Below are 24,614 nucleotides of genomic sequence, written 5' to 3'. Positions count from 1 at the left end.
GCCCCCTCCCGCTCGCGTCCGCTCGCTCGCTGCGCGCCTCGCTCAGTCGCTCCGCTCCTTCGCTACGGTGCTTATTCCGAAAAGCTCGCTGACGCTCGCTTTTCGACGTTCGCCTCGCGTTGCTCGGCTCACCTTCGCGAGCGAACGCGACCGGTCGGCCCCTTCCAGTTCCGGAAGAGCAAGCTCTTCCGACCTTCGCAGGATCAGAGATCCTGCTCAGTCCCACCCAGTGGATTTTTATCGGTCGCCGCTCCGGTGGATCGCCAGCGAGTGGAAGCTAGCGGGCGATCCCCAGTGCTGCACGCACCCGAATTCCCGCCGCACTTCGCTCTTCGATCAATTCTTGGGTGGGGCTCCGGAAGGGGCCGACAGCTCCGGGAAGCACGGCGAAATAAGCACTGCAGCGAGCGCTAGCGAGCGAAGTCGTTCGAGAGAGCAAAGCTCTCTCGTGATGACGAAAGACGCTTCGCGTCTTTCGAACCACGCGCAGCGAGCCGCGCGACCGGAGCGGGAGGGGGCTTCCGTGGCGGTTCGCTGCCCAGCCTACTCCATAGCTCCACACTGATTTCCCTGGTAGTCGAATCACGCGCATCGCTCCGTGGACGGACCGTGAACACCGCACCCATTCCCGGTTCCAGAACCCACCCAGCACGTAGAAATCCAGCGCTCACTCCGGCACGGGCGGATCGCCGTCGTAGGCCGAGTGGTCGGTGTAGAAGTTCCGAATGGCGAACTTGAGCTTCTCCGGCGCGACGTCGATCAGCTCCTCGCGTTCCTCCTGCGGGAACGTGTCGTGGACGCTGTACTGGCCAAGCTGTCCCTGCCCCGCGGCAGTGTAGCGCCGATCGAGGAGCACCCGGACGCCCAGGTCCTCCGGCGATCGGAGCACGCGGCCGAGCGCCTGCCGCGTCTTGCGAACCGTGGGGATCTCCACGGCGTACCGCCACCCGGGGTCGTCGACCGGCCGGTCCTGGAAGGCGAGCTCGTAGGCGTCCTGGACGGCCTTCGCGCGGTCGTCGAGATGGGGATAGGGGACGCCGACGACGGCGACGGTAGTCGCGTCGTCGCCGTCGAAGCTCACGCCCTCGGTGAGGGTGCCCCAGAGCGAGGTGAAGAGCACGGCGTGGTCGTCGTCGACGAAGCGCTGGCGGAGATCCTCGGCGGCCGTGCCGGGGCGATCGAGGTAGACCGAGGTGTCGTCGTCGAGGCGGAGCGTGGCCGTGCCGGCGTCGACGCTGCTCCCCGCAGTGCTCCCGGCGGCGACCGTGCGCTCCCCCGTCAGCAGGTCGTGGTAGCGCTCGGCCTCGCTGTAGCTCGGGAAGAAGGCGAGGGCGTTGCCGGGCGTGAACTCGACGGCGTCGCGAAGCGCCGCGGCGACAGTGGCCTGGACCTCGGGATCGTCGCGATCGCTCGAGAAGAGCGGTGGGGTGTCGACCGCGAACGTCCGACGTCGCTCCTCCGGGAAGGAGAGCCCGTAGGCCATCGTCGCGGGATCGTCGAGCCCGAGGACGTCCTCCAGCACGTCGAAGGGGCGCAACGTCGCGCTCATCAGCACCGTCGCGTGAGTCTCGGCGGCGAGATCGCCGGTCACCGAGCCGGGCAGGCAGGCGAACAGCTCCGCGCGGCCGTAGATTTCCTCGGTACCCTGATCGCGCCGGACGCCGAGCGTGGGGTAGTAGCCCGGATCGGGCGCGTCCTCGAGCCACCGATCGAGGAAGCGGGCCGACTGCAGCGTCTGGCATTCCTTTCGTTCCTCGGCGTCGCCCTCGCGATAGGCGTCATCGTACTCCGAATCGAGCTCCTGACCGAGGGCGATCGCGTCCTCGAGGTCGTCCTCGACGCCGCGGCCGGAGTACGCCTGGAGGAAGGCGAGCGTGAGGTCGTCCCGGCGGTCCTCGTTGTCGATGGCGACGTCGGTCCAGTGCTCGCCGACCTCGCCGAAGCCCAGCCCGTCCTCGTAGCTCTCGCGGAGCGCGGCCAGGAACGGTTCGAGGACGTTCGCGGCGGCGTCGGTGCGGGGATCCGGCGTGGCCTCGAGCTCGTCCAGTGCCTGTTCGATCGTGTTCTCGGTACAGGTCCGGGTCGCGTGCTCGCGAGCGGCATCGGCGACGTTGTGGGCCTCGTCGAAGACGACGATGACGTCCTCGGGATCGCAGTCCAGCCAGCGGAGGAACGCCTCGCGGATCTGCGGATCGAGCAGATGGTGGTAGTTGCAGATCGCCAGATCGACGTCGTCGACGCCCTCCTTGAGCAGCTCGTAGCCACAGAAGCCCGCGGCCTGGGCGCGCTCGTAGATCTCGTCGGGCATCCGGACGTCGTCGTAGAGCCACTGGTAGAACTCGGTGGGGTCGCGTTCGAGGTTCGCGCGGTAGTGGTCGCAGGTCGCGGCGTCGTCGAGGTTCTCGAGGTCGGCCTCGACGGCCTCCAGCTCGTCGACGACCGCACTGTAGGCCTCCGCGGCGTCGGTGCCGGAGTCACCGCCGTCACCGCCTCCCTCGCCGCCATCGCTCGCGCCGGCCTCCGCACTCGCCCGCAACGCTTCCGCCCGCCGCTCGAGTTCGTCTCGCTCCTGTTCGAGGTCGACCCGCTCCCGGGTCGCGTCCCGGAGCACCTGACACTCCTGGTAGTCGACGTCGATGTGGCACATCGACCCCTTCCCGCGGAAAACGACCGCGCGGATGTCCTCCTGGTCGTTGATCCGGCGGGCCTCCCGGACGAACTGGCGCTGTTGCTGGTGGACGTTCGTGGTGATGACGACGGTCTTGTCGGTCTCGCGGGCGTGCTCGAGCGCGGGCGCGAGCGCGGCGAGGGTCTTCCCGGTCCCACAGGCGCCTTCAAACGTGACGTCCTGGCCGCGGGTGAGGGCGTTGTAGATCCGGTCCATCGCCTCCCGCTGGTGTTCGAAGGGCTCGCCGTAGGGGAAGAAGCGGGTGTAGCCGTTCGTCGACGCCACGGTCCTATCTGGCTACCATTTCGACGCCGAGCGGTAAAGCGTTCGCGTCCCCCGCAGCGAAAGTGATCGTCGTCGGACCGGTCGCAGCCGCCCGGCTGCCCACTGACGACACCTGCGAGCGCCGGCAGCCGGCGCAGCGCTCGGCCGATCAGTCCACCGGGGTATCGTGCCATTTCACGTACCACCATCGGGTAGGAATGGAAGGGGCCGACCGCTCGCGTTCGCTCGCGAAGCAAGCACCGCAACCGAGCGACCGAAGGGAGCGAGGTGAGGAGCGCAGCGAGCGAGCGGGCGCGAGCGGGAGGGGGCTTCCGAGCGGTTCGCGGCACGGCGATCCCCTGTCGCTGTTGCGGTACGTAGGACCGAACGCCCAAGACGCTCGGGCACTCACTCTGCAGACATGCCCCAACTGACCCTCCTCGGAACGCGCCTCGCGACGGAGGGCCAGGAGTTCGTTTACCAGGGCGAGACGGCGGCCTGCGAGGGCTGCCCGTATCGCAGCCAGTGCCTCAATCTCACGGAGGGCGTGAAGTACGCAGTCACCGAGGTCCGGGAGAACACGCAGAAGCTCGACTGCGCCGTCCACGACGACGGCGTTCGCGCGGTCGAGGTCGAACCCGCGTCCGTCACCGCGAACGTCCCCAGCACCGGCGCCTACGCCGGGAGCGCGACGTCGCTCGCGGGCCCCTGCCCGCACACGTCCTGTCCGAGCCACGAACTCTGTGAGCCCGACGGCGCGGCGTTCGACGAAACGTACCAGATCCAGGAGGTGCTGGGTGATCCCCCACACGAGTACTGCGAGCTGGACCGGGAGCTGACGACAGTGGAGTTCGCGCCGAAAGAGGAGTAGCACGCTTCAGCTGGACGATTTTTCAGTTATAGCCATTCAGATCCGACGTAGATCAGCCCCTGGAGTTCCGCTTGCGGGTACCGAGTCATGATCTCGTGCAGGGCATCAGCAGCGTGATCGGTCGGAACGGTGGCATCGGGCAGATAGAGCGGAGCGGTGTACCCGTCCTCGGAGATCTCGAGGACGAAATCGTCGTCGTACGTGACGATCACCCGATCTTCGTGGCGAGAGTATCGACCGAGTGCCTCATCCTCGGCCCCTTTACCGAGGGCCGCGACGAAGTCGACGTGCTCGACGTCGTGGCCGTAGTGCTCCAGACGATGGCCGATTTCGTGCTCGACGTTTTCGTCGAGAAGGAGTCGATAGGCCACGCTCAGTCTTCGGATGGATCGACCGACGACCGCCGCTTCGCTTCCTCGATCGCCCGCTCGTGACGTTCCTCGACCTCGTGCATCGCTACGGGGTTGGCGTGGTAGTACGCGAGCGCCTCGTAGACGATGCCGATGTCGAGATCGTAACGCTCGGCGACCCGTTCGGGAGCGATTCCCCGCCCCTCGACGCGCTGTTGGATGTCTCGAACCGTAATTCGGCTCCCCTCGACGTGTGGCTCGCCGTGGAGCGTCGAGTCGGCAGCGGAGACGATACGATACTGCTGGGTCGCCATGACGGGCGAACGTTGGCGCGGAATCCGATTTAAAGTTTCGCCACTTCAGAACCGCTCAGCCGAGTAGTGGCGGGCATCTTACCCCTCGATCGAACCCACGCGCTCGGCGGCGTAACCGTAGATCCCCTCGTACCCCTCCGCGGACATGAGCACCGGGTAGAACGGCTCGTCGGCCACGATCTGCTCGTCGTCTGCCGACGCGAACGGCTCGCCGGAGCCGACGCGCTCGAAGTTCGCGACGAGGAGGTCGTAGTCGGTCGCAGCGGCCTTGGGCACCGAGCGGGAGAGGCGGTAGACTGGCAGATGCGTGCTGCGCTCGATCTCGCCGGGGAGCACACCGGTCGCTTTCAGGAAGGCGTCGACGAGCAGCGCGGCGTTCTCGGCGGCCCGCTCGCTGCCCTGGTGACCGGCCTCGACCTCGATGACGTTCGCGACGTCGAGAAGCCGCCCGTCGGTGAAATCGCCGGACGTGACCAGTGCGTCGACCGGCAGCGCGGGGACGATCTCCCGCGCGAGGTCGTTGACGGACGCGGTGATCGCGAACGGCTTCGGATAGGACTGCGTCGAGTGCAGGGAGAAGGCGACGGTGCCATCCAGTTCCTCGGTGAGCCGCGCCGCGAGCCGCCCCTCGTGAGTCTCGGCGTCGTGGCTGCCCGGGAACGCGCGATTGAGGTCCTCGTCGAGATAGCGCTCGTTGGCTGCGAGCGCCTCCTCGTTCGCGACGATCAGCTTGACCGGGCGCTCGACCTCGGGCGGATCCTCCATGAGAGCCTCGACGGCTCGCTGGCCCGAGGGCTCGTCGCCGTGGATGCCACCGACGACTGCGACCTCCGGCTCCCCGTCCCCGATCGTTTCGACCCGCATTCGGACAGTAATCGGCACCGTGGGCTGTTAGGCCATTCGGTCGCGGACCGCCATCGCCACGCGACGAATGCGCCCAGCAAGCGTCGGAATTTAGGGAGGCGCGCGGGATCCGACGAACGAATGACCGACCCGGAGACCATCGCGACCTACGAGGCCGTCGCCGAGGAGTACCGCGAGCGCCACGGCGACCGCGAGGCCGTCGCCGGAATCGTCGAGGCGTTCCTGGCGGCGCTCGACGATGCGCAGGCCGAGCGATCTGCCACGGCCCCCGCTCGCGTGCTCGACGTCGGCTGCGGTCCGGGCTGGGAGTCGGCGACGTTCGCCGAGGCTGGCTACGACGTGTTCGGAATCGACGTCACGAACGCCTTCCTCGACGCAGCAAGCGATACCGCGCCGGACGGCGACTTCGCACGAATGGACATGCGCCGGCTCGGCATCGCCGAGGACGCGTTCGCTGGGCTCTGGGCATGCGCGTCCTTCCTGCACGTCCCCCGCGAGGCGGCACCGGCCACGCTCGAGGGGTTCTCCCGGGTACTCGAACCCAGCGGCGTGCTCGCACTGACCGTCAAGCGCGGCGACGGCCGGCGGGACGGCGACGCGTACGAAGCCGACGAACGGGAGTTCGTGCTCTACCAGCCCACGGAGCTCCGGGGGCTCGTCGCGGATGCGGGGTTCGATATCGAGCGGGTCGACGCTGACGAGGAAAACTGGATGTTCCTGCTCGCAAGGGTCTGAGAGACGCCGAAGCCGCTCCCCCGTTCGCTCAGTGCTCCAGCGCCTCGACGTACGCGTAATCGGCATCCCCGGCCACCCGCACCGCTCCGTCGAGGCGGAGCTGCCAGCCCTCGATCACGTCGGGATCGTCCAAGGCCCGGGTGAGCTGCGTCCGCACGTCGAGCAATTCGACGCCGTAGTAGTCCCGCGGGAGGTGGGCGAGGTAGTCCAGCGCGGTCTCGAAGAGACTCGCCATGCCGACGTCGTCCTCGAAATCGTGGTGTTTGTACGCGCCTGCGGCGACCTGGACCATCCCGTGGAGAAAGCGGCTCTCGTCGGTCCCGTTGCCGTAGTTGTACCACTCGTCCTCGAAACAGTCGTGGGACTCGTGGTAGTCGCCGGCGTTGAACAGGCGGACGCCGTGGACGAGCGCACGGCGGAGGGTGGCGTGCTCCCAGTGCCTGGCCGTCTGATCCCAGCCCGTCGGTGCGCCGCTCGCTGGCGGCGCGACGGAGTCATCGCGGGTGTGGTCGTTCATCGAAGCGAAGCAGACGGCGAACGCTACCGTTCGTCGGTGTCGCGCTCCGACGACCCGAAGCGAGGAAGGCGGTCGACGAGCCACCGCGGCCCCTTGTAGACGCGCGTCGTCTCCGGTCGGCCGGATTCCTCGGTATCGCTCATGCCCACAGGTAGGTCGGCTCGGCGTAAAAGGCTGTGCCGTCAGAGGAGCCGAAACATTCCAACGGCGACAGCCGCCAGGCCAATCACGAGCAACCACTGTGAGACGAGCAGATACGTGCTATTCGATCCGATCTCCCGGTTGTTGTCGGCGATCCACTCTGCGTACCGGTGCAACAGATCGGCTTCCACAGAATCACCCGACTCGAGCCGTTGATCGGCAGTATCGAGATAGCCGGATCCAATGCCGAGACTCGGACGATCGACGGAGTAGGTCATCACGGCGACGATGAGCGACCCCAACAGCGAGGCACTCCCCGCCACGTGCCAGCGGTTCAACGAGTCTCCCGGCGCATCCGCGAGCGACGCTGCCGAGAGCAACAGTCCCAGAATCACGGCCACAACACGAGCGGTCGCCATCGCCTTCCGGTCGGTTTCGCGGAGAACCGCTAGCTGACTCTCAAGAACGTGACGGGATTCCTCACGGACGATCGAGGCGTGGTGCTCTCGATCGTTCGTGCGATCCGAGTCCGCCGCAGACGGTGCCATCGCTTTGGGCTGGCCTCGGGTTCGTACAAGAACCTGTTCGGATATCCCGCTGAAGCCTTCAGCGATCGCTCAACGCCGCCACCACGTCCTCGCCCTCCAGAAACGGAATCCCGTGTCGGTCCGCGTACTCCCGTGCGCCGGCCACGGACAGCTCCTCGCCGGTCGCGTCGTCGAGCATCTCACAGACGACGACGGCGGGCGAGATCTCGGCCGCTGCGGCGAGTGCGATCGCGAACTCCGTGTGGCCGCGGCGGTCGGCGAGCAGGTTCGGGGCCGCGCGCAGCAGGTGGACGTGGCCCGGAACCCGGAACGCGTCCGCGAAGGCGGCGGTCGGATCGGCGACGTCGCCGCCCTGGGTGTGCTCGCCAGCGCCGTCGTCCGCGCCGACGGCCGCGGCGAACGCGCCCAGCTCCGAGATCGTCAGCGCACGATCGTCGTCCGTGACGCCGGTGTAGGTGTCGCGGTGGTTCACCGTCAGTGAGAAGGAGGGCCGGTCGCCGTAGGCCGTCTCACCGCCCCCTGCCGCGGGATGGTCCACGGCGTCTGCGTAGTAGGGAAGGTCCGCCGCGTCGGCAACGGCCGCGGAGAGCGCGACGCAGACCAGCCCGCCGGCGTCGTTTCGCAGTTGGGCGAGCGCGTCCGCGTCGACGGCCGTCGCGGGGTAGAAGAGGTCCGTCTCGCCCTCGCGATCGTCGGCGTCGTGGACGCAGACTGGCTCGCCGGCCCGGAATGCCGCCACCGCGCGGCCGAGTGCCGTCTCGGCCTCCGCGCCGACGTCACCATCGACGTCGTCGACGCGCTGCTCGCCGTCGGGCGCCGTGGCGTCCCCTTCGCCCTGGGCGTCGCTCCGTCCCATTTCAGGTCCCCCGAACGGTGACCGTGACGTGGTCGCCGTCGTCGAGATCGATCTCGTCGCGGAGCTTGTCCGACGCGATGACCTCGAGCTGGTCCTCGTCGTGGTGGGTACGCTCGGGGGCGATGACGTGCGCGCCGTCGTAGGCTGGTGCGTCGTCCTCCCCGCTCGAGCCGCCGGCGTCGGGATCGCTCTTCGCAATCGTCGCAGGATAGCAGACCGCGGGACCGTAGGTGCGTTCGTCGTCCTCCCAGCCGTCGATCGGCACCGGATCCATCGCCTCGAGTGCACCGCGGCGGCGCACGCTCGCCTCGGTGAGGTCGACGTTCAGCGTGCCCGGGAACGGTTCGTAGCCCAGGCGCTCACGGAACTGCTCCATGTAGCCCGGGAGCGTGATGTAGTGTCGCCCCTCGCCCATCCCGCCGGTGACGGTGCCGAGCAGAGCGACGCGGGAGACGCCCTCGAAGATGCGCCGGTAGTCCTCGTACTCGTTGCGGAGCTCGCGCTCGCCGTCCTCGGTCAGCTCGACCCACTGGCCGTCGCTGACGGTGTCGCGGACGAGCAGGCCCGCGTCCTCAAGGCGCTGGAGGCGGCGCGAGGCCGTCTGCGTGGACGCGCCCACGGCGTCGCCGAGCGCGCCACAGGAGGTCTTGACCTCCCCGTCCAGCCCGCCGTCGAGGGCGAGCAGCTTCAGGACCGCCAGCTCGTCGTAGCCGACCGCACCGCGTGCGGCGTTGCTCATGCCCGTCGTTTGCGCCCGATCGCGCATAAGCGTGCCGAATGCGTGATGCGTCCAGAAATTGGGACGACCGCTGGTGGCAACGGGGACGGAAGCGGAGATAGCAGCCGCCGTCGACCCAGCGCTTTCGCCGCCGAACCCCCGCAGGTTCAAGACGGATGCCGCGGCGAGCAGTGGATGGTCCCCGCGACCTTCGGCGTTGTACTGGCGATTCCGGCGTCGTACTGCCGGCCCAGCGGGGCATCTGCGCGCCGGACCACACCGAGTCCGGCCGACACCGGAGATCGCCGGATTGCTCGGCGTCGATCCGTCTGATTTTCACTTTCACTCCCCTGTAAACGGGGGTTTATGTCCCATCCCGCCTGACTCCCTGGTATGGCAGCAGACGCTGACCTCGAAGACCTCCCGGGCGTCGGCCCGGCGACCGCAGAGAAGCTGACAGACAACGGCTTCGAATCCTACCAGAGCCTCGCCGTCGCGAGCCCCGGCGAGCTCTCGAACACGGCGGACGTCGGCGAGTCCACCGCCGCTGACATCGTCAACGCCGCGCGCGAGGCCGCCGACATCGGCGGGTTCGAGACCGGCGCGGCCGTGCTCGAGCGCCGCGAGCGCATCGGCAAACTTTCCTGGATGGTCGACGAGGTCGACGAGCTCCTCGGCGGCGGCGTCGAGACCCAGTCGATCACCGAGGTCTACGGCGAGTTCGGCTCCGGCAAGTCCCAGGTGACCCACCAGCTCTCGATCAACGTCCAGCTCCCCAAGGAGCACGGCGGACTCGGCGGCTCCGCGATCTTCGTCGACAGCGAGGACACGTTCCGCCCCGAACGCATCGACGACATGGTCAAGGGACTCCCCGAGGAGGCCCAGGAGGCCATGCTCGAGGAACGGGAGATCGAGGGCGACCTCGACGACGACGAGACGATGGAGGCACTCGTCGACTCCTTCCTCGAGTACATCCACGTCGCGAAGGCGTTCAACTCCAACCACCAGATGCTGCTCGCGGAGAAGGCCCTGGATCTGGCCAGCGAGACCCAGGACGACGAGTACCCCGTCCGCCTGCTCTGCATCGACTCCCTCACCGCGCACTTCCGCGCGGAGTACGTCGGCCGCGGGGAGCTCGCCGACCGCCAGCAGAAGCTCAACAAGCACCTCCACGACCTCGACAAGGTCGGCAACCTCCACAACACGGCCGTCGTCGTGACGAACCAGGTCGCCTCCAACCCCGACTCCTTCTTCGGGGACCCGACCCAGCCGATCGGGGGCAACATCCTCGGCCACAAGTCCACCTTCCGGATGTACCTCCGGAAGTCCAAGGGCGACAAGCGGATCGTCCGGCTCGTCGACGCCCCGAACCTCGCCGACGGCGAGGCCGTCATGCGGATCGAGGGCGGCGGTCTCAAGCCGGAATAACGAGGACCTTTTTTGCGCTCGGGTGTCCTCGGCCGCTCTTCGAGCGGCCTGCGGGCACCACTCGCGCAAAAAATCTCCGCCAAAAAAGACCGATAGCTCGGGCTTCGCCCTCGCTATCGGAGAACCACTCGCTCCCTTCGGTCGCTCGCGGACGTTGACAACCGCAAACTGTGACTCGACCAGCTACCGCCGGGTGGGACTGGAAGGGGCCGACCGCTCGTCCGTTTAGGCGACGTAAGGACCGCAACCGAGCGGAGTCCTCGTGAGCGAAGCGAACGAGGGCTCGAGAGACGAGCAACGCGAGTCTCTCGGCGCGAGGTGAGGACCGCAACGAGCGTAAACGGACGAGCGGGAGGGGGCTTCCAAGCTGTCTGCTGTTCGCAAGCGAGAAACCACGGCTGTTTTGCTTCCAACCGTCATTCCCACACTCGAATGAATCGCTCGCGGGCCGCGACCCAGGAGGTCTACGATAGAATCGCGGCCCACTTCGCGGAGACGCGACAGTACCCCTGGCCGGAGGTCACCGAGTTCCTCGAAGCCGCACCCAGTGGCGCCGTGGGCCTCGACGTCGGCTGTGGAAACGGCCGCCACCTCCCACCGCTCGCCGACCGCGTCGACCGGCCGATCGGGCTCGACATCAGCACGGAACTGCTCGACATCGCGGACGAACGCACAGACGTCGACGCCGACCTCCTCGCCGGTGACGCGGCCCGACTCCCCCTCGCCAGCGATTCAGTGGCCGTCGCGATCTCCATCGCGACGCTCCACCACCTCCCAACGCGGGAACTCCGGGTCCGGAGCCTCGACGAAATCGCTCGCGTCCTCGAACCCGACGGTCGCGCGCTCGTCTCCGCGTGGAGCGTGGCGGCCGATCGCTTCGAGGCGACGGAGAGCTTCGACGCAGACATCGAGTGGGAACTCCCCAACGGCGATACCGTCGATCGGTTCTACCACGTCTACGACGAAGTGGAGTTCGAGGCCGACCTCGCGGCGAGCGACCTCGAGATCGTCGGATCCGAGATCTCCAGCGGGAACTGCTACGCGACTGTCACCGTCAAGTAGCCCGATGCTGGCCCGGAATCCGGGATCTCAGTTCGCGTCGAGCCACGCCTCGATCTCGTCGGCCATCGCGCCGCGGCGGTGGATTTCCCCGGCCTCGACGTCGACGACGGTGCTCTCCGTTCCCGGCGTCTCGGCATCGTCGAGAACGGCCGCGACCGATTCGAGGACGGATTGGTCCAGCGCGTCGGCGGTTCGAACGCTCCCGGTGCCGCTCAGGTTCGCGCTCGTGGCGGTGATCGGCGCATCGGCGGCCTCCAGCAACGCCAGCGCGACCTCGTGATCGGGAATCCGTACGCCGACCCGATCGCTTCCGGCGGTCAGCATGTCCGGCACGACTGCTTTGCGCTCGACGACGACCGTCACCGGCCCCGGGAGAAACTCGTGCATGAAGCGCCGCTCGCGAGCGGTCGGAACGGTGTACTTCAGGGCCGCCTCGACGTCGGGGACGCCCAGCGAGATCGGGTTCGATCGGTCCCGGCCCTTGACGTCGAAGACGCGCTCGACCGCATGTGCGTCGATCGCATCCGCGCCGAGTCCGTAGACCGTCTCCGTCGGGTAGACGACGAGGTCGCCGCGCTCGATGGCGGCCGCGGCGGCGTCGACGTCCGCGTCGATGGGACCGTCGGCAGTCATCGACCTGTAGTCGATGCTCCATCCGCAAAAGCCGGCCGGGTTCGATGTCGAAGGGAGAGGAGGATCGAACGCGAGGTCGTTACAGCGCTGACAGTTCCTCTTCGATCTCGTCGTACGGCGGGAACTCGGGCCACTCCTCGGCGACCCAGGCGTACTGGACCACGCGCTCCTCGTCGATCAGGTAGACGGCGGGCCGGGGCTCGGAGACGCCCGCCATCCCGTCGAGGTCGTTGACGATGCCGAACTGCTCGGCGACGCTGTTTGCGGGATCCGAAAAGAGCGGCGCGTCGATCCCGCGGTCCTCGATCAGGTCAGCGTGCTCGTAGGGCGTCGAGATCGACAGGCCGACGACCTGGAGATCGTACTCGCCCGCCCAGTCGCGATCCCGGAGTTCGCTCCAGACGTAGGTCGCGGGGAACGCGCCGTCCATCGAGTGGAAGACGAGTGCGACCGGGCCGTCGTCGGTCAGTTCGGAGAGCGCGACGTCCTCCCAGAACTCGTCGTTGACCAGCGGGCGCTCGAAGTCGGGCGCCTGCTCGCCGGTCTCGACGTGGTCGGTCTCGGGGAGCGGCGAAACGTCGAAATCTGGCATCAGACGTCACCTCCGGCGTGGTGGTCTCCGTCGGTTGCCGTGTGGCCGCCGTCCGTCGCCACGCGGTCGCCACCCTCGTCGTACGTTCCGTCGAGGTACTCGACGACGTTCGCGCTCTCGGCCATCGTGACGCCGGTGTTCTCGTCGACGATCACGGGCACTGTCCGGACGCCCGCGACCCGCTTCACCACGTCCCGATCGCCGTGCATCGGTTCGATGAACCGAGACTGGAAGTCGAGGTCGAGTTCGTGCAGGCGGCGGACCACCCGCTCGCAGAAGGGGCAGGCCTGGAGCCGGTACAGCGTGATCGCGGGCTGCTCTCCGGTCGATTCGGCTGGCATGGGCGACCGTAGGGCCGAACGCCGGGTAAGCCCATCGACGACCCGGGCGGCTTGCCGGCGACACACTCGATGGGCACCGCACCAACCGCATACCGCTCGACCGCTCGCTCACCCCAACGTTCAGGATCCACCGCTTGGAAGCACGAGCTCGTGGGCGAGCACGCGCGCCGGATCCAGGAACGCCTCGCGGAGGGACTGACAGCCGAGCGGCCCGACGCCGCGTGGAGCGTCGAGCACCGCGTCGGCGGAACGCCCGTCGACGTCGCGGGGGAGACCGACGAACGGCTGATGCTCGTCGAACTCGAGTGGCGCCGGGCCGATCCTGCGAACAACACCGCGAAACTGTTCCGCCATCTCGCCGAGGGCGGCGCGCTCCGGGAGGAACTCGACGGCCGCGACGCCGTCGTGATACAGGTGTTCACGCGTCACTACGAGCTACAGGACGGGAGCCCCTCCTCGAAGCGACGGGACGCGACGTTCGTCGGCGCCGCGGCAGCGGAGTACCTCGACGACGTGCGCTATCGGGCCATCACGCTGGACGTCGAACCGCCGAAAGCCGGCGGCGACCTGCCGGAGGGCTGGACCGACGCCGTCGACGCCGCGGTGGAATCGGTCCGCGAATGCGTCGACGAGGGCAACGGTGGCAGCGACCGTCGGTAGCGGCGGGATTACTCGCCGATCTCGATCCGCTGGCCGACCTCCTCGGGAGCCTCCTTCGGGAGCGTGATCCGGAGCACGCCGCGCTCGTCGAGGTCGGCGTCGATGCCGTCGGCGTCGACCGGATCGGGCAGTCGAATCGTGCGCTCGACGGCGGTGCGACGCTCGTTCCGGACGAACTCGGTCTCGACGCGCTCCTCGCGCTCGGCGGCGATCGAGAGCCGCCCCTCCGAGTACGTGAGGTCGAGATCCTCGGCCTCGAAGCCGGGGAGTTCGGCCTCGACGAGGAACTCGTCGTCCTCGTCGATCACGTCGACGGCGATCCCGCGGCCAATGGTTCCCTGTCCCTCGAACTGGGACTCCATCCTGTCGAACAGTCGCTCGAGTTCCGCAAATGGTGTGCGTGCCATGACGTTCTGTCCTTCGTCCCGGGGCGTAATAAGCCTCTGCGAGAATTTGCTGTCTGATCTGGGAATACTGGGTAGGGAACCGCTTGGAAGCCCCCTCCCGCTCGACCGTCCGCGACTCGCTGTGCTCCTCGCTCACTTCGTTCGCTGCGGTGGCCGGAGGTTTCCTCCGGCACTTGACGAGCTTCGCTCGTCATCGCTTACTTCGTCGGGGACGGATCGAGCGGTCGGCCCCTTCCAGTCCCATCCCATAGTAGATGGTCAGGGGCCGCGAAACCCCGGTGGATGTCGAAAATCGCGATACCAGCCGGCGGTGTCGGGTGCCGTTACTCGCTCAGTTCGACGACGCCAGCGTCGAGGAGGTCCGCGAGCACGTCGCGAGCGTGGCCGTCGGGCGAGACGTCCTCGTAGACCCGCCAGATTTCGCCATCGAGGAGCACGAAGGTCGTCCGGGCGGCGGCACCGCGGCTCGCGTCGACGTCGAACGCGTCGGCGACCTCCGCGTCGGGATCGGCCAGCAGGTCGAAGGCGAGACCCTGCGCGTTGCAGAAATCGCGGTGGGACTCGACGGAGTCAGTCGAGACGCCGTAGACGGCGACGCCGGCGTCGCGGTAGCTCTCCAGTTCCGCCTGGAACTGGTTGGCCTCGGTGGTACAGCCCGGCGTGTCGTCGCGGGGGTAGAAGTAGACGACCGTGGGGCCGTCCGTCGAGGGGCTGACGACCTCGCCGTCCTGGTTCGGTGCCGTGATCTCGGGGGCTGGCGCGCCGGCGTCGAGTGACATATCGGAGTCCTGCCGGGCCGGGGGCTTACCGCCACCGATTCGAGTGAGTTCGCGAAACGGCTATCGCCACCGACGGAAAGCCCGGAAAATCGAACGCCGAAGTGGTCAGTTCTGGGTGACGTTCGTGGCGGACATGATGACGTCTGCACCGACGTCCACCGGGTTCGCGTACGCGGTGCCGCTGACGGTCACGCAGTCGCCCTCTTCGACGCCGTCGGGGACGACGGGGATGAACGCAGTGCCGGAGCCGTCGTCGATGGCGTAGGAGTTGCCCTGATTCGTACCCTGCCCCTCGGGCGTGGCAGTCTTGATGACCTCGCCAGTGAAGGTGACCTGCTGTTGCTCGGTCATGCTTGTGCCGGCGACGGACGAAATCTTCGTCTCACCGGGGCCGCAGCTACTTCCGCCGCCATCGCCGCCACCAATAGCGCCACAGCCGGCGAGTGAGACCGCGAGAACGAGTGTGAGAGCGATACCGATCGAGCGGAGAGAGCGTCCCCGTTCCATGGAGAAGTATCCGCGCGTGGGATGCCCTAAAATTATCGAATCGTTGCGGGGAGAAACGTTCGATTCTCGGCCACCGTCGCTCAGACCACCGTCTCGACGTCGTAGGAGCCGAGCTCCCGCACCCAGCCCGCCGATGCAATCTCGCGGATGTCGTCGAGCGCAGCTTGCGTGCGATCTTCGTAGAGCCCCGCCGCGACGTCGAAGTGGAAGACGTAATCGCCGAGGCGCTCGCCACTGGGCCGGGACTCGACGCGCGTGAGGTTCACGTCGCGGTCGGCGAAGGGCTCGAGCAGCTCGAGCAGGAGCCCGGGGTAGTCCGTGTTCGGGTAGACGACGAAGGAAGACTTGCCGCCCGCGTCGGTGGCGTCCTCCGGTGCAGCGATGACGAAGAAGCGCGTCGAGTTCGAGGAGCTGTCCTGGATATCCTCCGCGAGCACCTGGAGGTCGTCGCCCGCATTGGCAGGGTGGCCGATCGCCGCGACGGCGGGATCCTCGCGAGCGTGCGCGACGCCGCGGGCAGTGGAGGCGACGGCCTCGCGGTCCGCGTCCGGGTAGTGCTCGTTGAGGTACTGCCGGCACTGCGCGAGCGCCTGCGTGTGGCTCTCGATCCGCTCGAAGGACTCGCTTTGGGCGAGCAGCGCGTGGCGGATCGGCGTCACGATCTCCCTGACGACGGCGACCTCGCTGTTGGCCAGCGCGTCGAGGCTCTCCGTGACCGAGCCCTCGATGCTGTTCTCGATGGCGATGACGCCCCGCTCGAACTCGCCGCTCGCGACGGCCTCGACGATAGCCGTCACGGACTCGCGGAACGCGACGCTGTCGTCGACGGCCTTCGCGGCGCGGTGTGAGTAGGTGCCTTCGGGCCCGAGCGTGACTGCGGTCATGCTCGCGAGTTCTCCGCGTCGGGACAAAAGGCCACCGCCGTAGGTTTTTGCCCACGCAGTCCCTTGGTTCGCCCAGTGAGCCCACGCACGCGGGCACTCGACGAGGCCATCTTCGGCGTCGACGTCCACAGCGGGGACGTTCGCGGCGACGCACCCTCCTACGCGCTGGTCGTCCTCGAAGACGATCCGGACGGCGAGGAGAACGAGCAATCCGGTGGCGACGGCGTCTCGATCGAGCGCGACGTCGTCTCCCACCGGAAGCTCCGCCGACAGATCGAGTCCGAGGAGCCAGCCTTGCTGGCGACGGACAACGTCTACGAACTGGCGAGTGACGCCGACGACCTCGTGCGCTTCCTCCGGGAGCTACCCGACGGAACGCGGCTCGTCCAGGTCACCGGCGACGAGCAGCCCGAACCACTCTCCCGGGTCGCCAAGCGCCACGACGTGCCCTATGGTAAGGACCCGATGCAGGAAGCGGAGGCGTCGGCTCGCCTCGCCGCGGCGAACGTCGGGCAGATCGTCTCCGCCTTCACGGACACGACGGAAGTCAAGGTCGCTCGGGGGCGCTCGACCGGCGGCGGTGGCGGCTGGAGCGAGGACCGCTACACCCGGAAGATCCACGGCGCTGTGCGACGGCGGAGCCGCGAGGTCGAGTCGGCGCTCGACGCCGCGGGGCTGGAGTACGAACAGGAGATCACCGAGAAGTACGGCGGGTTCTCCCGTTCGGTGTTCCGCGTCGAAGCCAGCCCCGACGAGCTGCCGGTCGGCCGCGAGCGTTCCGGCGACGTCCGCATCGAGATCGAACGCGAGCGCCGCGACGGTATCGAGTTCGAACCGCTCGCGAAGCGCCGCGATCACGTCCTGGTGGGCGTGGATCCGGGCACGACGACGGCGGTCGCACTGGTGGGTCTCGACGGCGAGATTCTGGACGTTCGATCGACGCGGACTGCCGACGCCGCCGAGATCACCGAGTGGATCGTCGAGCGCGGCCGACCGCTCCTCGTCGCCGCCGACGTCGAGCCGATGCCCGAGACCGTCGAGAAGCTCCGCCGGAGCTTCGACGCCGCGGGCTGGATTCCCGAGACGGATCTGCCGGTCGACGAGAAGCTCCACCGCGCGCCCGATCACAGCTACGACAACGACCACGAGCGCGACGCCGTCGCTGCAGCGCTCTTCGCCTATGACGACCACGCCGACCAGTTCGAGCGGATCGCACGGAAGGTCCCCCGTGACGTCGATCGCGGCGCGGTGACCGCGCGAGTGCTCGCCGAGGACCTCTCGGTGGAGGCCGTCCTCGAGGAACTGCGAGCTGACGAGGACGGCGGGGGCGGGGACGGTGAGGAGGGCGAGGGCGACCACCAGCCCCGGGAGCTCTCCGCCGACGAGAAGCGCATTCGCGACCTGGAGTCGCAGGTCGAACGCCTCCAGGATCACGTCGCGGAGCTCGAGGAGACCGTCACGGAGAAAGACGACCGGATCGAGGAGCTCGAGTCCGACCTCGAAGCCGCGCGGAGTCGCGAGCGCCAGGAGGTCCGCGAGACCCGCGAAGTCACGCGGCTGCAACGCCGGAACGAGGCCCTGGAGCGCGATCTCGACGAGAAGGACGAGGAGATCGAGGCCCTCGAAGGGAAGCTCGATCGCCTGAAGGCGCTCTGGAAGCTCGACCACTCGAACTTCGCCGACGTCGATCCCGAGAAGCGCGGGCTCGTCCCCGTCAAGCCCGTCGACGAGTTCACCTCCTCGGCGATCGAGGCCGCACACGAGACCTACGGGCTCGCCGAGGACGACGTCGTCTACCTGCGGGACGCGGGCGGAGCGGGGCGGTCGACCGCCGAGACGCTCGTCGACATCGGCCCGCGTGCGGTGCTGCTCGGGAACGGAAATCTCTCGGAGATCGCCGACGCCGTGCTCTTCCAGGCCGACATTCCGGTCGGGCCGGCCGAAGACGTCGCGATGCAGGAGGTCGACGAGCTCGCCGTTGCAAGGGAGTCCGACGTCGAGGCCGTCGTCGACGACTGGGAGCGTCGCGCGCGGGAGCGCGAGCGCGAACAGACTGCCGAGATGGTCGATCAGCTGATCAGCGAGCACCGCGCCGGCGACAACGAAGCCTGAAATTCGTTGTTCGGTGGACTCTGGGTGTTCTTTCGGCAGTCGCAGCGACCTGTTCGGAGCAGGTTTGCACGACCGCAACAGCGAACGTTTGGAAGCCCCCTCCCGCTCGCCGCACCTAACTCGCTGCGCTCCTCGCTCCCTGCGGTCGCTGCGGTGCTTGCTTCGTTACGCGCGACGAGCGGTCGGCCCCTTCCAGTCCCACCCGGAGTGGTTTTCTGGCGACGGATTGCCCGGTGGATAGCGCGGTGGCGCGCGTTTCGCGGCTGTGAGCCGAGCGAAGCGAGGCGAACGCCGTCGGAGCTTGCTCCGACGGAAGCGTCAACAGCCGCGTAGCGTGCGAGGGACGAGCAGCGTCGTTCGAAAGGCGCTACGCGCCTTTCGTGATCACGAGAGAGCTTCGCTCTCTCGGACGACAACGAGCGCCAGCGACGTGAGCAGCGCAGGAGGTTGGGGAGGATCGAGGTGCGGTGGGTGGGACTGAGCGAGAGCGAAGCTCTCGCGAGGTACGGAAGATCTCCGATCTTCCGGCACTTCGAAAGGGGCAGGGCGTTCACGGCGCACAGCGCCGTGAGCTCGGGAGAGCTCTGCTCTCCCGGTGGTCGGCTGTCCCCGGGCGACGGTGAGCCGAGCAATGTCCTGCTGAGCGAAGCGAAGCAGGACTCGAGAGACGAACGAAGAGAGTCTCTCGGTGCGAGGCGAACGCCGAAAGACGAGTGAAGTCCTGCCGAGCGGAGCGAGGCAGGGCTCGAGAGGCGAGCGAAGCGAGTCTCTCGGCGCGATGTCTTTCGGAATAAGCACTGGACTGACTGAGCGTAGCGAAGGAGAGAAGCGCGCAGCGAGCGTCACGCGAACGTAAGTGAGTGTGACCTCGAAAGACGAGCGAAGCGAAGTCTTTCGGTGCTGAGCCGAGCGAACGCGAGGCGAAGCCCGTCGGAGCGAGCTCCGACGGTGCCCGGGATTCCGAGCGCTCTGGGGCTTTCGTAGGCCACAGCTCAATAAACACGGCCTCAAACACGCGAACCCCAGGCCCACACACGATATCGTGCTAGTCGGCGACACGCTTTTGCGAGCCGGTCCGATACACGACCTACATGACGCTCGCAGAACGCATCGACGAGTACCTCGACGCCCTGGAGGTGTGGGCGCGGGGGCTCTATCACGGCATGCTCACCCACCCGGCCTACGAGAAGATTGAGAAGGAGGCCGAGGATCTGGAGGATGCGTTCATGCTCGCCTGCTTCCCGGACGCCTTCGGCATCCCCAGCCCGGTCTCCTACTACACGGCGGAGTTCCTGCCCTACCTCTCCGAGGAGTTCGAGGCCTGGCAGCGTCGGATGTGGGATCGGGACTCGGTGGTCGAACGCAAGGGGCAGCAGTACCACTTCTGATGGCAGGGAGCCAGCGGACCGCGGCGACAGGGCCGCCGACGGCCAGGGAGGCTCGCTGATGGCCCGCTTTCGGTTCTTCGGCGGGAAAGGCGGCGTCGGGAAGACGACCGTCTCCTCGGCGTACGGGCTGAAGTGCGCGAACGCGGGGCTGGAGACGCTCGTGGTCTCGACGGATCCGGCCCACAGCACCTCCGACGTATTCGATCAGGACTTCTCAGATACGCCCGAATCCGTCGCGGCCCACGACCACCTCCACGCCATGGAGATCGACCCCGACGAAGAGGTCCAGAACCACCTGCAAGAGCTCCGCCAGCAGCTCGGCGAGCAGCTCAGCCCCGCGATGGTCAACGAGGTCTCCCTGCAGCTCGAGATGGCCCACCAGACGCCGGGCGCGTACGAGGCCGCCCTCTTCGATCGGTTCATCGAGGTGATGAAGGAGTCCGATCCGTACGACCGCGTGGTGTTCGACACCTCGCCGACTGGCGGCACGCTACGGCTGCTCGCCCTCCCGGAGCTCCTCGAGGGGTGGATCGATCGGCTGTACCACAAGCGCGAGAAGTCCATCGACTACTACGAGAAGGCCGCCGTCGGGAAGCAACAGGCCCGCCGAATGAAGGAGGGTGATCCGATCCTGCAGCGGCTCCAGGAACGGAAGGAGCGGTTCGCGTACGCGGGCGAAACGCTCCGCGAGCAGGCGACGTTCACGTTCGTCCTGAATCCCGACGAGCTGTCGATCCGGGAGACCACCCGGGCGATCGGCGGCATCGAGGACACGGAGCTTCGCGTGGACGGACTCGTCGTGAACAAACTCACGCCCGAACCCGATCCCGAGGAGGAGGGCCGCGGGGCAACGTTTCTCCGGGATCGCGTCGAGACGGAGCGCGAGCGCCTCGAAGAGATCCGGTCGGGGTTCGACGTGCCGGTCGTCGGCGAAATCGAGACGCGCGTTCGCGAGGTCAAGGGCACGCTGCTCGACGACGTCGCACGGGAGATCGAGATCGATCCAACGACCGAAATCGCCGCCGGGGACTGAGGCGATCGGCTCGCGTCCCGCCGCGGGTGGTGCGTTCTTCGCCGTTTGCCCGCCACGATCGCATGCGCTTCGTCCGTCAGCTGGTGACGCGCCACGGCCCCACACGATGTTTAGAACCCGTTCTGTCGGCGGCGATTGTCCAGAATACTATCAATTTTAATGGATTATATTTATGAGTGTGATCTTCATGATCGTACCTGTGGTATGTCATGGCAGGGGTAATTTGGATCGTGGCGCTGGTACTCGCGGCGTTCTCCGTCTCGTACTTCACGTACGGACGGTATCTGTCCCAGTTCGCGGAACTGGACGATAGTCGCGACACGCCGGCCCACAAATACGACGACGGTCAGGAGTACGTACCGGCAAAGAAACCGGTGTTGCTCGGGCACCACTACTCGAGCATCGCCGGCGGGGCCCCGATCGTTGGGCCGATCATGGCGTCACTGATTTGGGGCTGGGTCCCGGCGTTATTGTGGGTCGCGATCGGTAACCCACTGCTGGGCGCCGTCCACGACTTCACGTCGCTGTCGAGCAGTCTCCGGCACGAGGGGAAGTCGATCGGGTACATCATCGGCGAGTACGTCGGGGAACGGGGGAAGGACATGCTGCTGTGGTTCGCCTTCCTCCTGATCATCCTCGTCGTCGCCGTGTTCGCCCTGGTGATCGGCGTCGTGTTCAACGCCTATCCCTCGGCCGCGACCGCCAGCCTGATCTACATCACGCTGGCGATCCTGTTCGGGTTCTGGCTCTACCAGTTCGACCTGCCCTTTAGCGTCGGGACGGTGCTGTTCGTCGCTGGCGTGTTCGGGTCGGTCTGGGTTGGCGTCAACTACCCGCTGGCGCTGTTCGGCACGCAGAGCGCCTTCGGCAACGCCAGCAACGACGTGATCATCCTGCTGGGAGACTCCGGGCCAGACGTCCTGGAGATATCCGGTAGCACCAACATTGGTGCCTGGCTGGTCACGGTTCTGGTTTACGGCGGCATCGCGAGTATCCTGCCGGTCTGGATGCTGCTCCAGCCGAGAGATTACCTCTCCTCCTTCCTGCTGTATACGGGGGTCGGAGGGGCACTGCTCGCGGTCGTCGTCGGCACCTTCATCACTGGGCTCGACGCGTCGCATCAGGATGCAGCGCTCGATCTCAGTATCGAACTCGACATGTGGTACGGCTTCATGGGCGACGGAAGTCCGTTCGGGGACACGCTCCCGCTCATGCCGCTGTTCCCGGTCCTGTTCGTCACGATCGCCTGCGGGACGATCAGTGGGTTCCACTCGCTCGTCTCCTCGGGGACGACGGCGAAACAGCTCGATAAGGAGTCCGACGCCCGCCTGATCGGCTACGGCGGGATGCTCGGCGAGGGGCTCCTGGCGTCGGTCGCGATCGCTGCAGTCGCCATCGTCGCACTGCCCGTCGATCCGAGCAGTGGTATCGCGAACGCGTTACCCAACTTCGCGACTGGCGGTGGAGCGATCCTCACCGCGCTCGGGATTCCGATGGAGTACGCGGCGCCGTTCATGGCACTCGTGCTCGCGAGCTTCCTCCTGACGAGCATGGACACGGCCTGCAGATTGGGCCGGTACATGATGGAGGAAATCGTCGGCACGCCGGAGACGACTGCCGATGAGTTCGCGGCGAACCGCTACGCGAACACGAGCGTGATCGTCGTCGCCGCATTCCTCCTCGTGTACACTGGCAACTGGGCCGACCTCTGGACGCTGTTCGGCGGCGCCAACCAGTTGCTGGCAGCGATGGCGCTGCTGACCGCGACCGTCTGGATCGCCAACTGGGACGACACGAAGCAGCTCGTCTCGACGGGTGTGCCGATGGCACTCATGGCGGTGTTCTCGATCTGTGGCCTGCTGTGGACGACGCTGTACACAGTGCTCGGGGGACGCTTGCTCGGCGAAACCGCCGACGCAGAAACCGAGATACTGGCACAGCTGTCCGCGGTCGCACAGCTGATCATCGGCCTGACGCTGGTCGGACTCGCGCTCGGCCTGCTCTGGATGGGCTACAACAACATCACGGAGGTACGGGACTTCGGCGGCGAGCGCGTCGCCGCGGATGGAGGAGACCCGGACCAACCGAGTGACGACTGACGGCCGTCATCGCTGACGGTGCTCATTTTTCGGACCGATCGACGGCGAGCCAGCCCACAGAACCGCCCACCTGCCGCAGTGTCGAACTGCCGTGACACGTATGTCGTCGGACCGAGACACGTGGACGTATGCCGACCCTGGACGCCTGGGTGCTCGGAGTCCACATCGCCGCCGGGGCGGTGGCCGTCCTCGCGGGCGTGGGAGCGCTCGTCACGACGAAAGGCGGACTGCGACACCGGCGAGCCGGTCGAATTTTCGTGTGGGCAATGGCAGTCGTCGTCGGGACGGTGTTCGTGCTGACGCTCCGTGACGCCACGTCGTTCCGGATCGCCCTCTCGCTCGTCGCGATCTTCAGCGGCTATCTCGCGTTTTCGGGCTATCGCGTCCTGGCCAGAAAGCGTCCTGTAGCGACCGCGCAGCCACTGGACTGGGCGGTCGTGGGAACTGTCATAGTCGCCTGCCTCGCGCTGGGGACGTGGGGGGTCACGTTGGCCGCCGACGGGCAGTCCTTCGGCATCGTGATGGTCGTGTTCGGCGGGATCGGGGCCGCATTCGGAACGCTGGAGATTCGAGAGTTCCGGAGCGACGGCGTCGGCGAGTGGCGGGTGGCCCACCTCCAGCGGATGATCGCTGCGTTCGTCGCGACGGTCAGCGCGGTGTCCGCAGTGAATCTCACGCCGCTGCTTGGCGTCGTGGCGTGGCTGTGGCCGACGGTCGTCGGTACGCCGCTCATCTACTACTGGTCGAGGGAGTACAGTACCGCCGGATCGTAGCCGATCACGTCGCGAGCGGTTCGCGAGACGATCTAGATCTGCAGCCGCCGCGAGATCAGCCCGAGCAGTCCCCGTTCCTTCTTCTCGATTGACTCCCAGAGCGTGAGCGCCTCGCGAACGTCCGCCTCGTCGCTGGCGACCAGCTCCTCGCTGTCGGGCGATACCACGGCGGCGTGGACGTCGTAGTGGCCGTTGTAGCCGTACTTCAGGAGCGTGCGCTCGTCGATCCCCTCGATCCGTTCCCGGACGTCCGCGGGGATCTCCGGGGCGACGAGCACGAACGTGAAGTCCGTGCTGTAGTGCTCCGGGTCCGGATCGATCCAGTCGTCGGCGAGGTCGTGGCCCAGTTCGACCAGCCGATCGATCTCCGCGACCGTGGCGGAGGACACCCGGCGGAGGAAGAGGTGCTCGCGGGACTCGTGGTGAGCGAAGGAGATCGAGGGGTGGAGCACGTGTTTCTGGCTGTGCAGTTCCATCTCGCCGTAGAGGTCGAAGGTCTCGCCCTCGACAGTACGATCCTGCTCGAGGTCGTAGTTGTGGACGAGCCGGCCCGCGACCTCGTTGACGTACTCGTCGTCCCACTCGGGGACGTCGGCGAAGGGATCCTCTGCGTCGTCTCCCGCGCCGGTCTCCGCCTCTCCGGGGTTGCCTGCCTCGCTCATGGTTCGTAGGGATGGGCGTCGTCGACGGACGGCGCGCCGATCACGAGCACTTCCGCGGGCCCGCTCGCGTCCTCGGCGACGTATGCTCGCTGTGGGCTGTCCGGTTCGACCACGAGCACCTCGCCAGCGTCGACGGAGAGGACCTCCTCCGGCGTCTCGACGGAGAGCGTTCCCGACGTCACGTAGAACAGCTCCTCCTGTTCGTCGTGGTAGTGGTAGGCCAGCGGGACCGTCTCGCCCGGCGCGGCCTCGTAGACGTGTGCGCCGAGGTTCCCGAGCCCCACCGCGTCGCTGATCGATCGCTTGCTCGCCTCCCTGTCCCCGTCGTCGGCGACCGGCAGTTCCGCAGGATCGATCACTGCATATCCCATGTGTGAACACCTGCCACCCGGGAGGTACATACCTTTC

At 67.2% G+C, this 24,614-nt stretch carries 27 protein-coding genes; 10 read left to right on the top strand and 17 right to left on the bottom strand.

What is annotated here, in order from left to right:
* Nucleotides 1-667: 667 nt before the first annotated feature.
* Nucleotides 668-2,953: an ATP-dependent DNA helicase gene (locus tag ACZ5KP_RS09365; RefSeq protein ID WP_460922115.1), complete on the bottom strand. Its 2,286-nt coding sequence runs from the start codon at nt 2,951-2,953 to the stop codon at nt 668-670.
* Nucleotides 2,954-3,353: 400 nt separating this feature from the next.
* Between ACZ5KP_RS09365 and ACZ5KP_RS09360 the strand changes: the two genes are divergently transcribed.
* Nucleotides 3,354-3,803 carry a UPF0179 family protein gene (locus ACZ5KP_RS09360; RefSeq protein WP_460922117.1) on the top strand — a complete coding sequence of 150 codons (450 nt, stop codon included), beginning with the start codon at nt 3,354-3,356 and terminating at the stop codon, nt 3,801-3,803.
* Between the two features lie 26 nt (nt 3,804-3,829).
* On the opposite strand, the gene ACZ5KP_RS09355 is transcribed toward ACZ5KP_RS09360, so the two are convergent.
* The 3 genes from ACZ5KP_RS09355 to ACZ5KP_RS09345 form a co-directional block, all read right to left on the bottom strand.
* Complete coding sequence (locus ACZ5KP_RS09355) at nt 3,830-4,174, bottom strand: DUF5615 family PIN-like protein (RefSeq protein WP_460922119.1); 345 nt, start codon at nt 4,172-4,174, stop codon at nt 3,830-3,832.
* Nucleotides 4,175-4,176: 2 nt separating this feature from the next.
* Nucleotides 4,177-4,467, bottom strand: a complete 291-nt coding sequence (locus tag ACZ5KP_RS09350) for a DUF433 domain-containing protein (RefSeq protein WP_460922121.1) — start codon at nt 4,465-4,467, stop codon at nt 4,177-4,179.
* Nucleotides 4,468-4,545: 78 nt separating this feature from the next.
* Nucleotides 4,546-5,331 carry a M14 family metallopeptidase gene (locus tag ACZ5KP_RS09345; protein WP_460922123.1) on the bottom strand — a complete coding sequence of 262 codons (786 nt, stop codon included), beginning with the start codon at nt 5,329-5,331 and terminating at the stop codon, nt 4,546-4,548.
* Nucleotides 5,332-5,451: 120 nt separating this feature from the next.
* On the opposite strand from ACZ5KP_RS09345, the gene ACZ5KP_RS09340 reads away from it, so the two are divergent.
* Nucleotides 5,452-6,066 carry a class I SAM-dependent DNA methyltransferase gene (locus tag ACZ5KP_RS09340; RefSeq protein ID WP_460922125.1) on the top strand — a complete coding sequence of 205 codons (615 nt, stop codon included), beginning with the start codon at nt 5,452-5,454 and terminating at the stop codon, nt 6,064-6,066.
* A gap of 28 nt (nt 6,067-6,094) precedes the next feature.
* Here the strand turns inward: ACZ5KP_RS09340 and ACZ5KP_RS09335 are convergent, their stop codons facing one another.
* The 4 genes from ACZ5KP_RS09335 to ACZ5KP_RS09320 all read right to left on the bottom strand — a co-directional run bounded on the left by ACZ5KP_RS09335 (nt 6,095) and on the right by ACZ5KP_RS09320 (nt 8,867).
* On the bottom strand, nt 6,095-6,583 hold the full coding sequence (locus ACZ5KP_RS09335) for a DUF309 domain-containing protein (RefSeq protein ID WP_460922127.1): 489 nt from the start codon (nt 6,581-6,583) through the stop codon (nt 6,095-6,097).
* Between the two features lie 182 nt (nt 6,584-6,765).
* Nucleotides 6,766-7,272 (bottom strand): hypothetical protein, encoded by a 507-nt coding sequence (locus tag ACZ5KP_RS09330; protein ID WP_460922129.1) that lies wholly within the window; start codon nt 7,270-7,272, stop codon nt 6,766-6,768.
* A 58-nt stretch (nt 7,273-7,330) separates the two neighbouring features.
* Nucleotides 7,331-8,128: a 3,4-dihydroxy-2-butanone-4-phosphate synthase gene (ribB, locus tag ACZ5KP_RS09325; RefSeq protein WP_460922131.1), complete on the bottom strand. Its 798-nt coding sequence runs from the start codon at nt 8,126-8,128 to the stop codon at nt 7,331-7,333.
* A gap of 1 nt (nt 8,129) precedes the next feature.
* Nucleotides 8,130-8,867, bottom strand: coding sequence for a DUF120 domain-containing protein (locus ACZ5KP_RS09320; RefSeq protein WP_460922133.1), 738 nt, complete (start codon nt 8,865-8,867; stop codon nt 8,130-8,132).
* A 372-nt stretch (nt 8,868-9,239) separates the two neighbouring features.
* Here ACZ5KP_RS09320 and radA point away from each other — a divergent pair, with 372 nt between their 5' ends.
* Nucleotides 9,240-10,274 (top strand): DNA repair and recombination protein RadA, encoded by a 1,035-nt coding sequence (radA, locus tag ACZ5KP_RS09315; RefSeq protein ID WP_460922135.1) that lies wholly within the window; start codon nt 9,240-9,242, stop codon nt 10,272-10,274.
* Nucleotides 10,275-10,706: 432 nt separating this feature from the next.
* The gene (locus ACZ5KP_RS09310; protein ID WP_460922137.1) at nt 10,707-11,336 is read left to right on the top strand and encodes a class I SAM-dependent methyltransferase; all 630 of its coding nucleotides are present in this window, start codon (nt 10,707-10,709) and stop codon (nt 11,334-11,336) included.
* A 27-nt stretch (nt 11,337-11,363) separates the two neighbouring features.
* Here the strand turns inward: ACZ5KP_RS09310 and ACZ5KP_RS09305 are convergent, their stop codons facing one another.
* The 3 genes from ACZ5KP_RS09305 to ACZ5KP_RS09295 all read right to left on the bottom strand — a co-directional run bounded on the left by ACZ5KP_RS09305 (nt 11,364) and on the right by ACZ5KP_RS09295 (nt 12,902).
* Complete coding sequence (locus tag ACZ5KP_RS09305) at nt 11,364-11,969, bottom strand: L-threonylcarbamoyladenylate synthase (protein WP_460922139.1); 606 nt, start codon at nt 11,967-11,969, stop codon at nt 11,364-11,366.
* Nucleotides 11,970-12,048: 79 nt separating this feature from the next.
* Complete coding sequence (locus tag ACZ5KP_RS09300; RefSeq protein WP_460922141.1) at nt 12,049-12,561, bottom strand: redoxin domain-containing protein; 513 nt, start codon at nt 12,559-12,561, stop codon at nt 12,049-12,051.
* Nucleotides 12,561-12,902 (bottom strand): glutathione S-transferase N-terminal domain-containing protein, encoded by a 342-nt coding sequence (locus ACZ5KP_RS09295; RefSeq protein ID WP_460922143.1) that lies wholly within the window; start codon nt 12,900-12,902, stop codon nt 12,561-12,563. Before ACZ5KP_RS09295 ends, ACZ5KP_RS09300 begins: the two co-directional genes overlap by 1 nt.
* Nucleotides 12,903-13,052: 150 nt before the next feature.
* Between ACZ5KP_RS09295 and ACZ5KP_RS09290 the strand changes: the two genes are divergently transcribed.
* Nucleotides 13,053-13,562, top strand: a complete 510-nt coding sequence (locus ACZ5KP_RS09290; RefSeq protein ID WP_460922145.1) for a hypothetical protein — start codon at nt 13,053-13,055, stop codon at nt 13,560-13,562.
* Between the two features lie 8 nt (nt 13,563-13,570).
* Here ACZ5KP_RS09290 and ACZ5KP_RS09285 read toward each other — a convergent pair whose 3' ends face one another.
* From ACZ5KP_RS09285 to pheA, 4 genes are all read right to left on the bottom strand, one after another.
* Nucleotides 13,571-13,969 carry an Hsp20/alpha crystallin family protein gene (locus tag ACZ5KP_RS09285; protein WP_460922147.1) on the bottom strand — a complete coding sequence of 133 codons (399 nt, stop codon included), beginning with the start codon at nt 13,967-13,969 and terminating at the stop codon, nt 13,571-13,573.
* A 323-nt stretch (nt 13,970-14,292) separates the two neighbouring features.
* Complete coding sequence (locus tag ACZ5KP_RS09280; protein WP_460922149.1) at nt 14,293-14,748, bottom strand: peroxiredoxin; 456 nt, start codon at nt 14,746-14,748, stop codon at nt 14,293-14,295.
* A 105-nt stretch (nt 14,749-14,853) separates the two neighbouring features.
* The gene (locus ACZ5KP_RS09275) at nt 14,854-15,255 is read right to left on the bottom strand and encodes a hypothetical protein (RefSeq protein ID WP_460922151.1); all 402 of its coding nucleotides are present in this window, start codon (nt 15,253-15,255) and stop codon (nt 14,854-14,856) included.
* Nucleotides 15,256-15,335: 80 nt separating this feature from the next.
* The gene (gene pheA / locus ACZ5KP_RS09270; protein ID WP_460922153.1) at nt 15,336-16,139 is read right to left on the bottom strand and encodes a prephenate dehydratase; all 804 of its coding nucleotides are present in this window, start codon (nt 16,137-16,139) and stop codon (nt 15,336-15,338) included.
* 75 nt (nt 16,140-16,214) lie between these two features.
* On the opposite strand from pheA, the gene ACZ5KP_RS09265 reads away from it, so the two are divergent.
* From ACZ5KP_RS09265 to ACZ5KP_RS09245, 5 genes are all read left to right on the top strand, one after another.
* Nucleotides 16,215-18,251, top strand: a complete 2,037-nt coding sequence (locus ACZ5KP_RS09265; RefSeq protein WP_460922155.1) for a DUF460 domain-containing protein — start codon at nt 16,215-16,217, stop codon at nt 18,249-18,251.
* Nucleotides 18,252-19,342: 1,091 nt separating this feature from the next.
* Nucleotides 19,343-19,639, top strand: a complete 297-nt coding sequence (locus ACZ5KP_RS09260; RefSeq protein ID WP_460922159.1) for a DUF7990 family protein — start codon at nt 19,343-19,345, stop codon at nt 19,637-19,639.
* A 58-nt stretch (nt 19,640-19,697) separates the two neighbouring features.
* Complete coding sequence (locus ACZ5KP_RS09255) at nt 19,698-20,672, top strand: ArsA family ATPase (RefSeq protein ID WP_460922161.1); 975 nt, start codon at nt 19,698-19,700, stop codon at nt 20,670-20,672.
* Nucleotides 20,673-20,881: 209 nt separating this feature from the next.
* Nucleotides 20,882-22,771 carry a carbon starvation CstA family protein gene (locus tag ACZ5KP_RS09250; protein ID WP_460922163.1) on the top strand — a complete coding sequence of 630 codons (1,890 nt, stop codon included), beginning with the start codon at nt 20,882-20,884 and terminating at the stop codon, nt 22,769-22,771.
* Nucleotides 22,772-22,899: 128 nt separating this feature from the next.
* Complete coding sequence (locus ACZ5KP_RS09245) at nt 22,900-23,544, top strand: hypothetical protein (protein WP_460922165.1); 645 nt, start codon at nt 22,900-22,902, stop codon at nt 23,542-23,544.
* A gap of 32 nt (nt 23,545-23,576) precedes the next feature.
* On the opposite strand, the gene ACZ5KP_RS09240 is transcribed toward ACZ5KP_RS09245, so the two are convergent.
* Together ACZ5KP_RS09240 and ACZ5KP_RS09235 are read right to left on the bottom strand one after the other, a co-directional pair.
* The gene (locus tag ACZ5KP_RS09240) at nt 23,577-24,206 is read right to left on the bottom strand and encodes a DUF8052 family protein (RefSeq protein ID WP_460922167.1); all 630 of its coding nucleotides are present in this window, start codon (nt 24,204-24,206) and stop codon (nt 23,577-23,579) included.
* Nucleotides 24,203-24,577 carry a cupin domain-containing protein gene (locus tag ACZ5KP_RS09235; protein ID WP_460922169.1) on the bottom strand — a complete coding sequence of 125 codons (375 nt, stop codon included), beginning with the start codon at nt 24,575-24,577 and terminating at the stop codon, nt 24,203-24,205. The genes ACZ5KP_RS09240 and ACZ5KP_RS09235 overlap by 4 nt, the downstream gene beginning before the upstream one ends.
* Nucleotides 24,578-24,614: the final 37 nt, after the last annotated feature.

Source organism: Salinarchaeum chitinilyticum, assembly GCF_055390775.1.
This window is presented reverse-complemented; position numbering and strand designations above follow the sequence as displayed.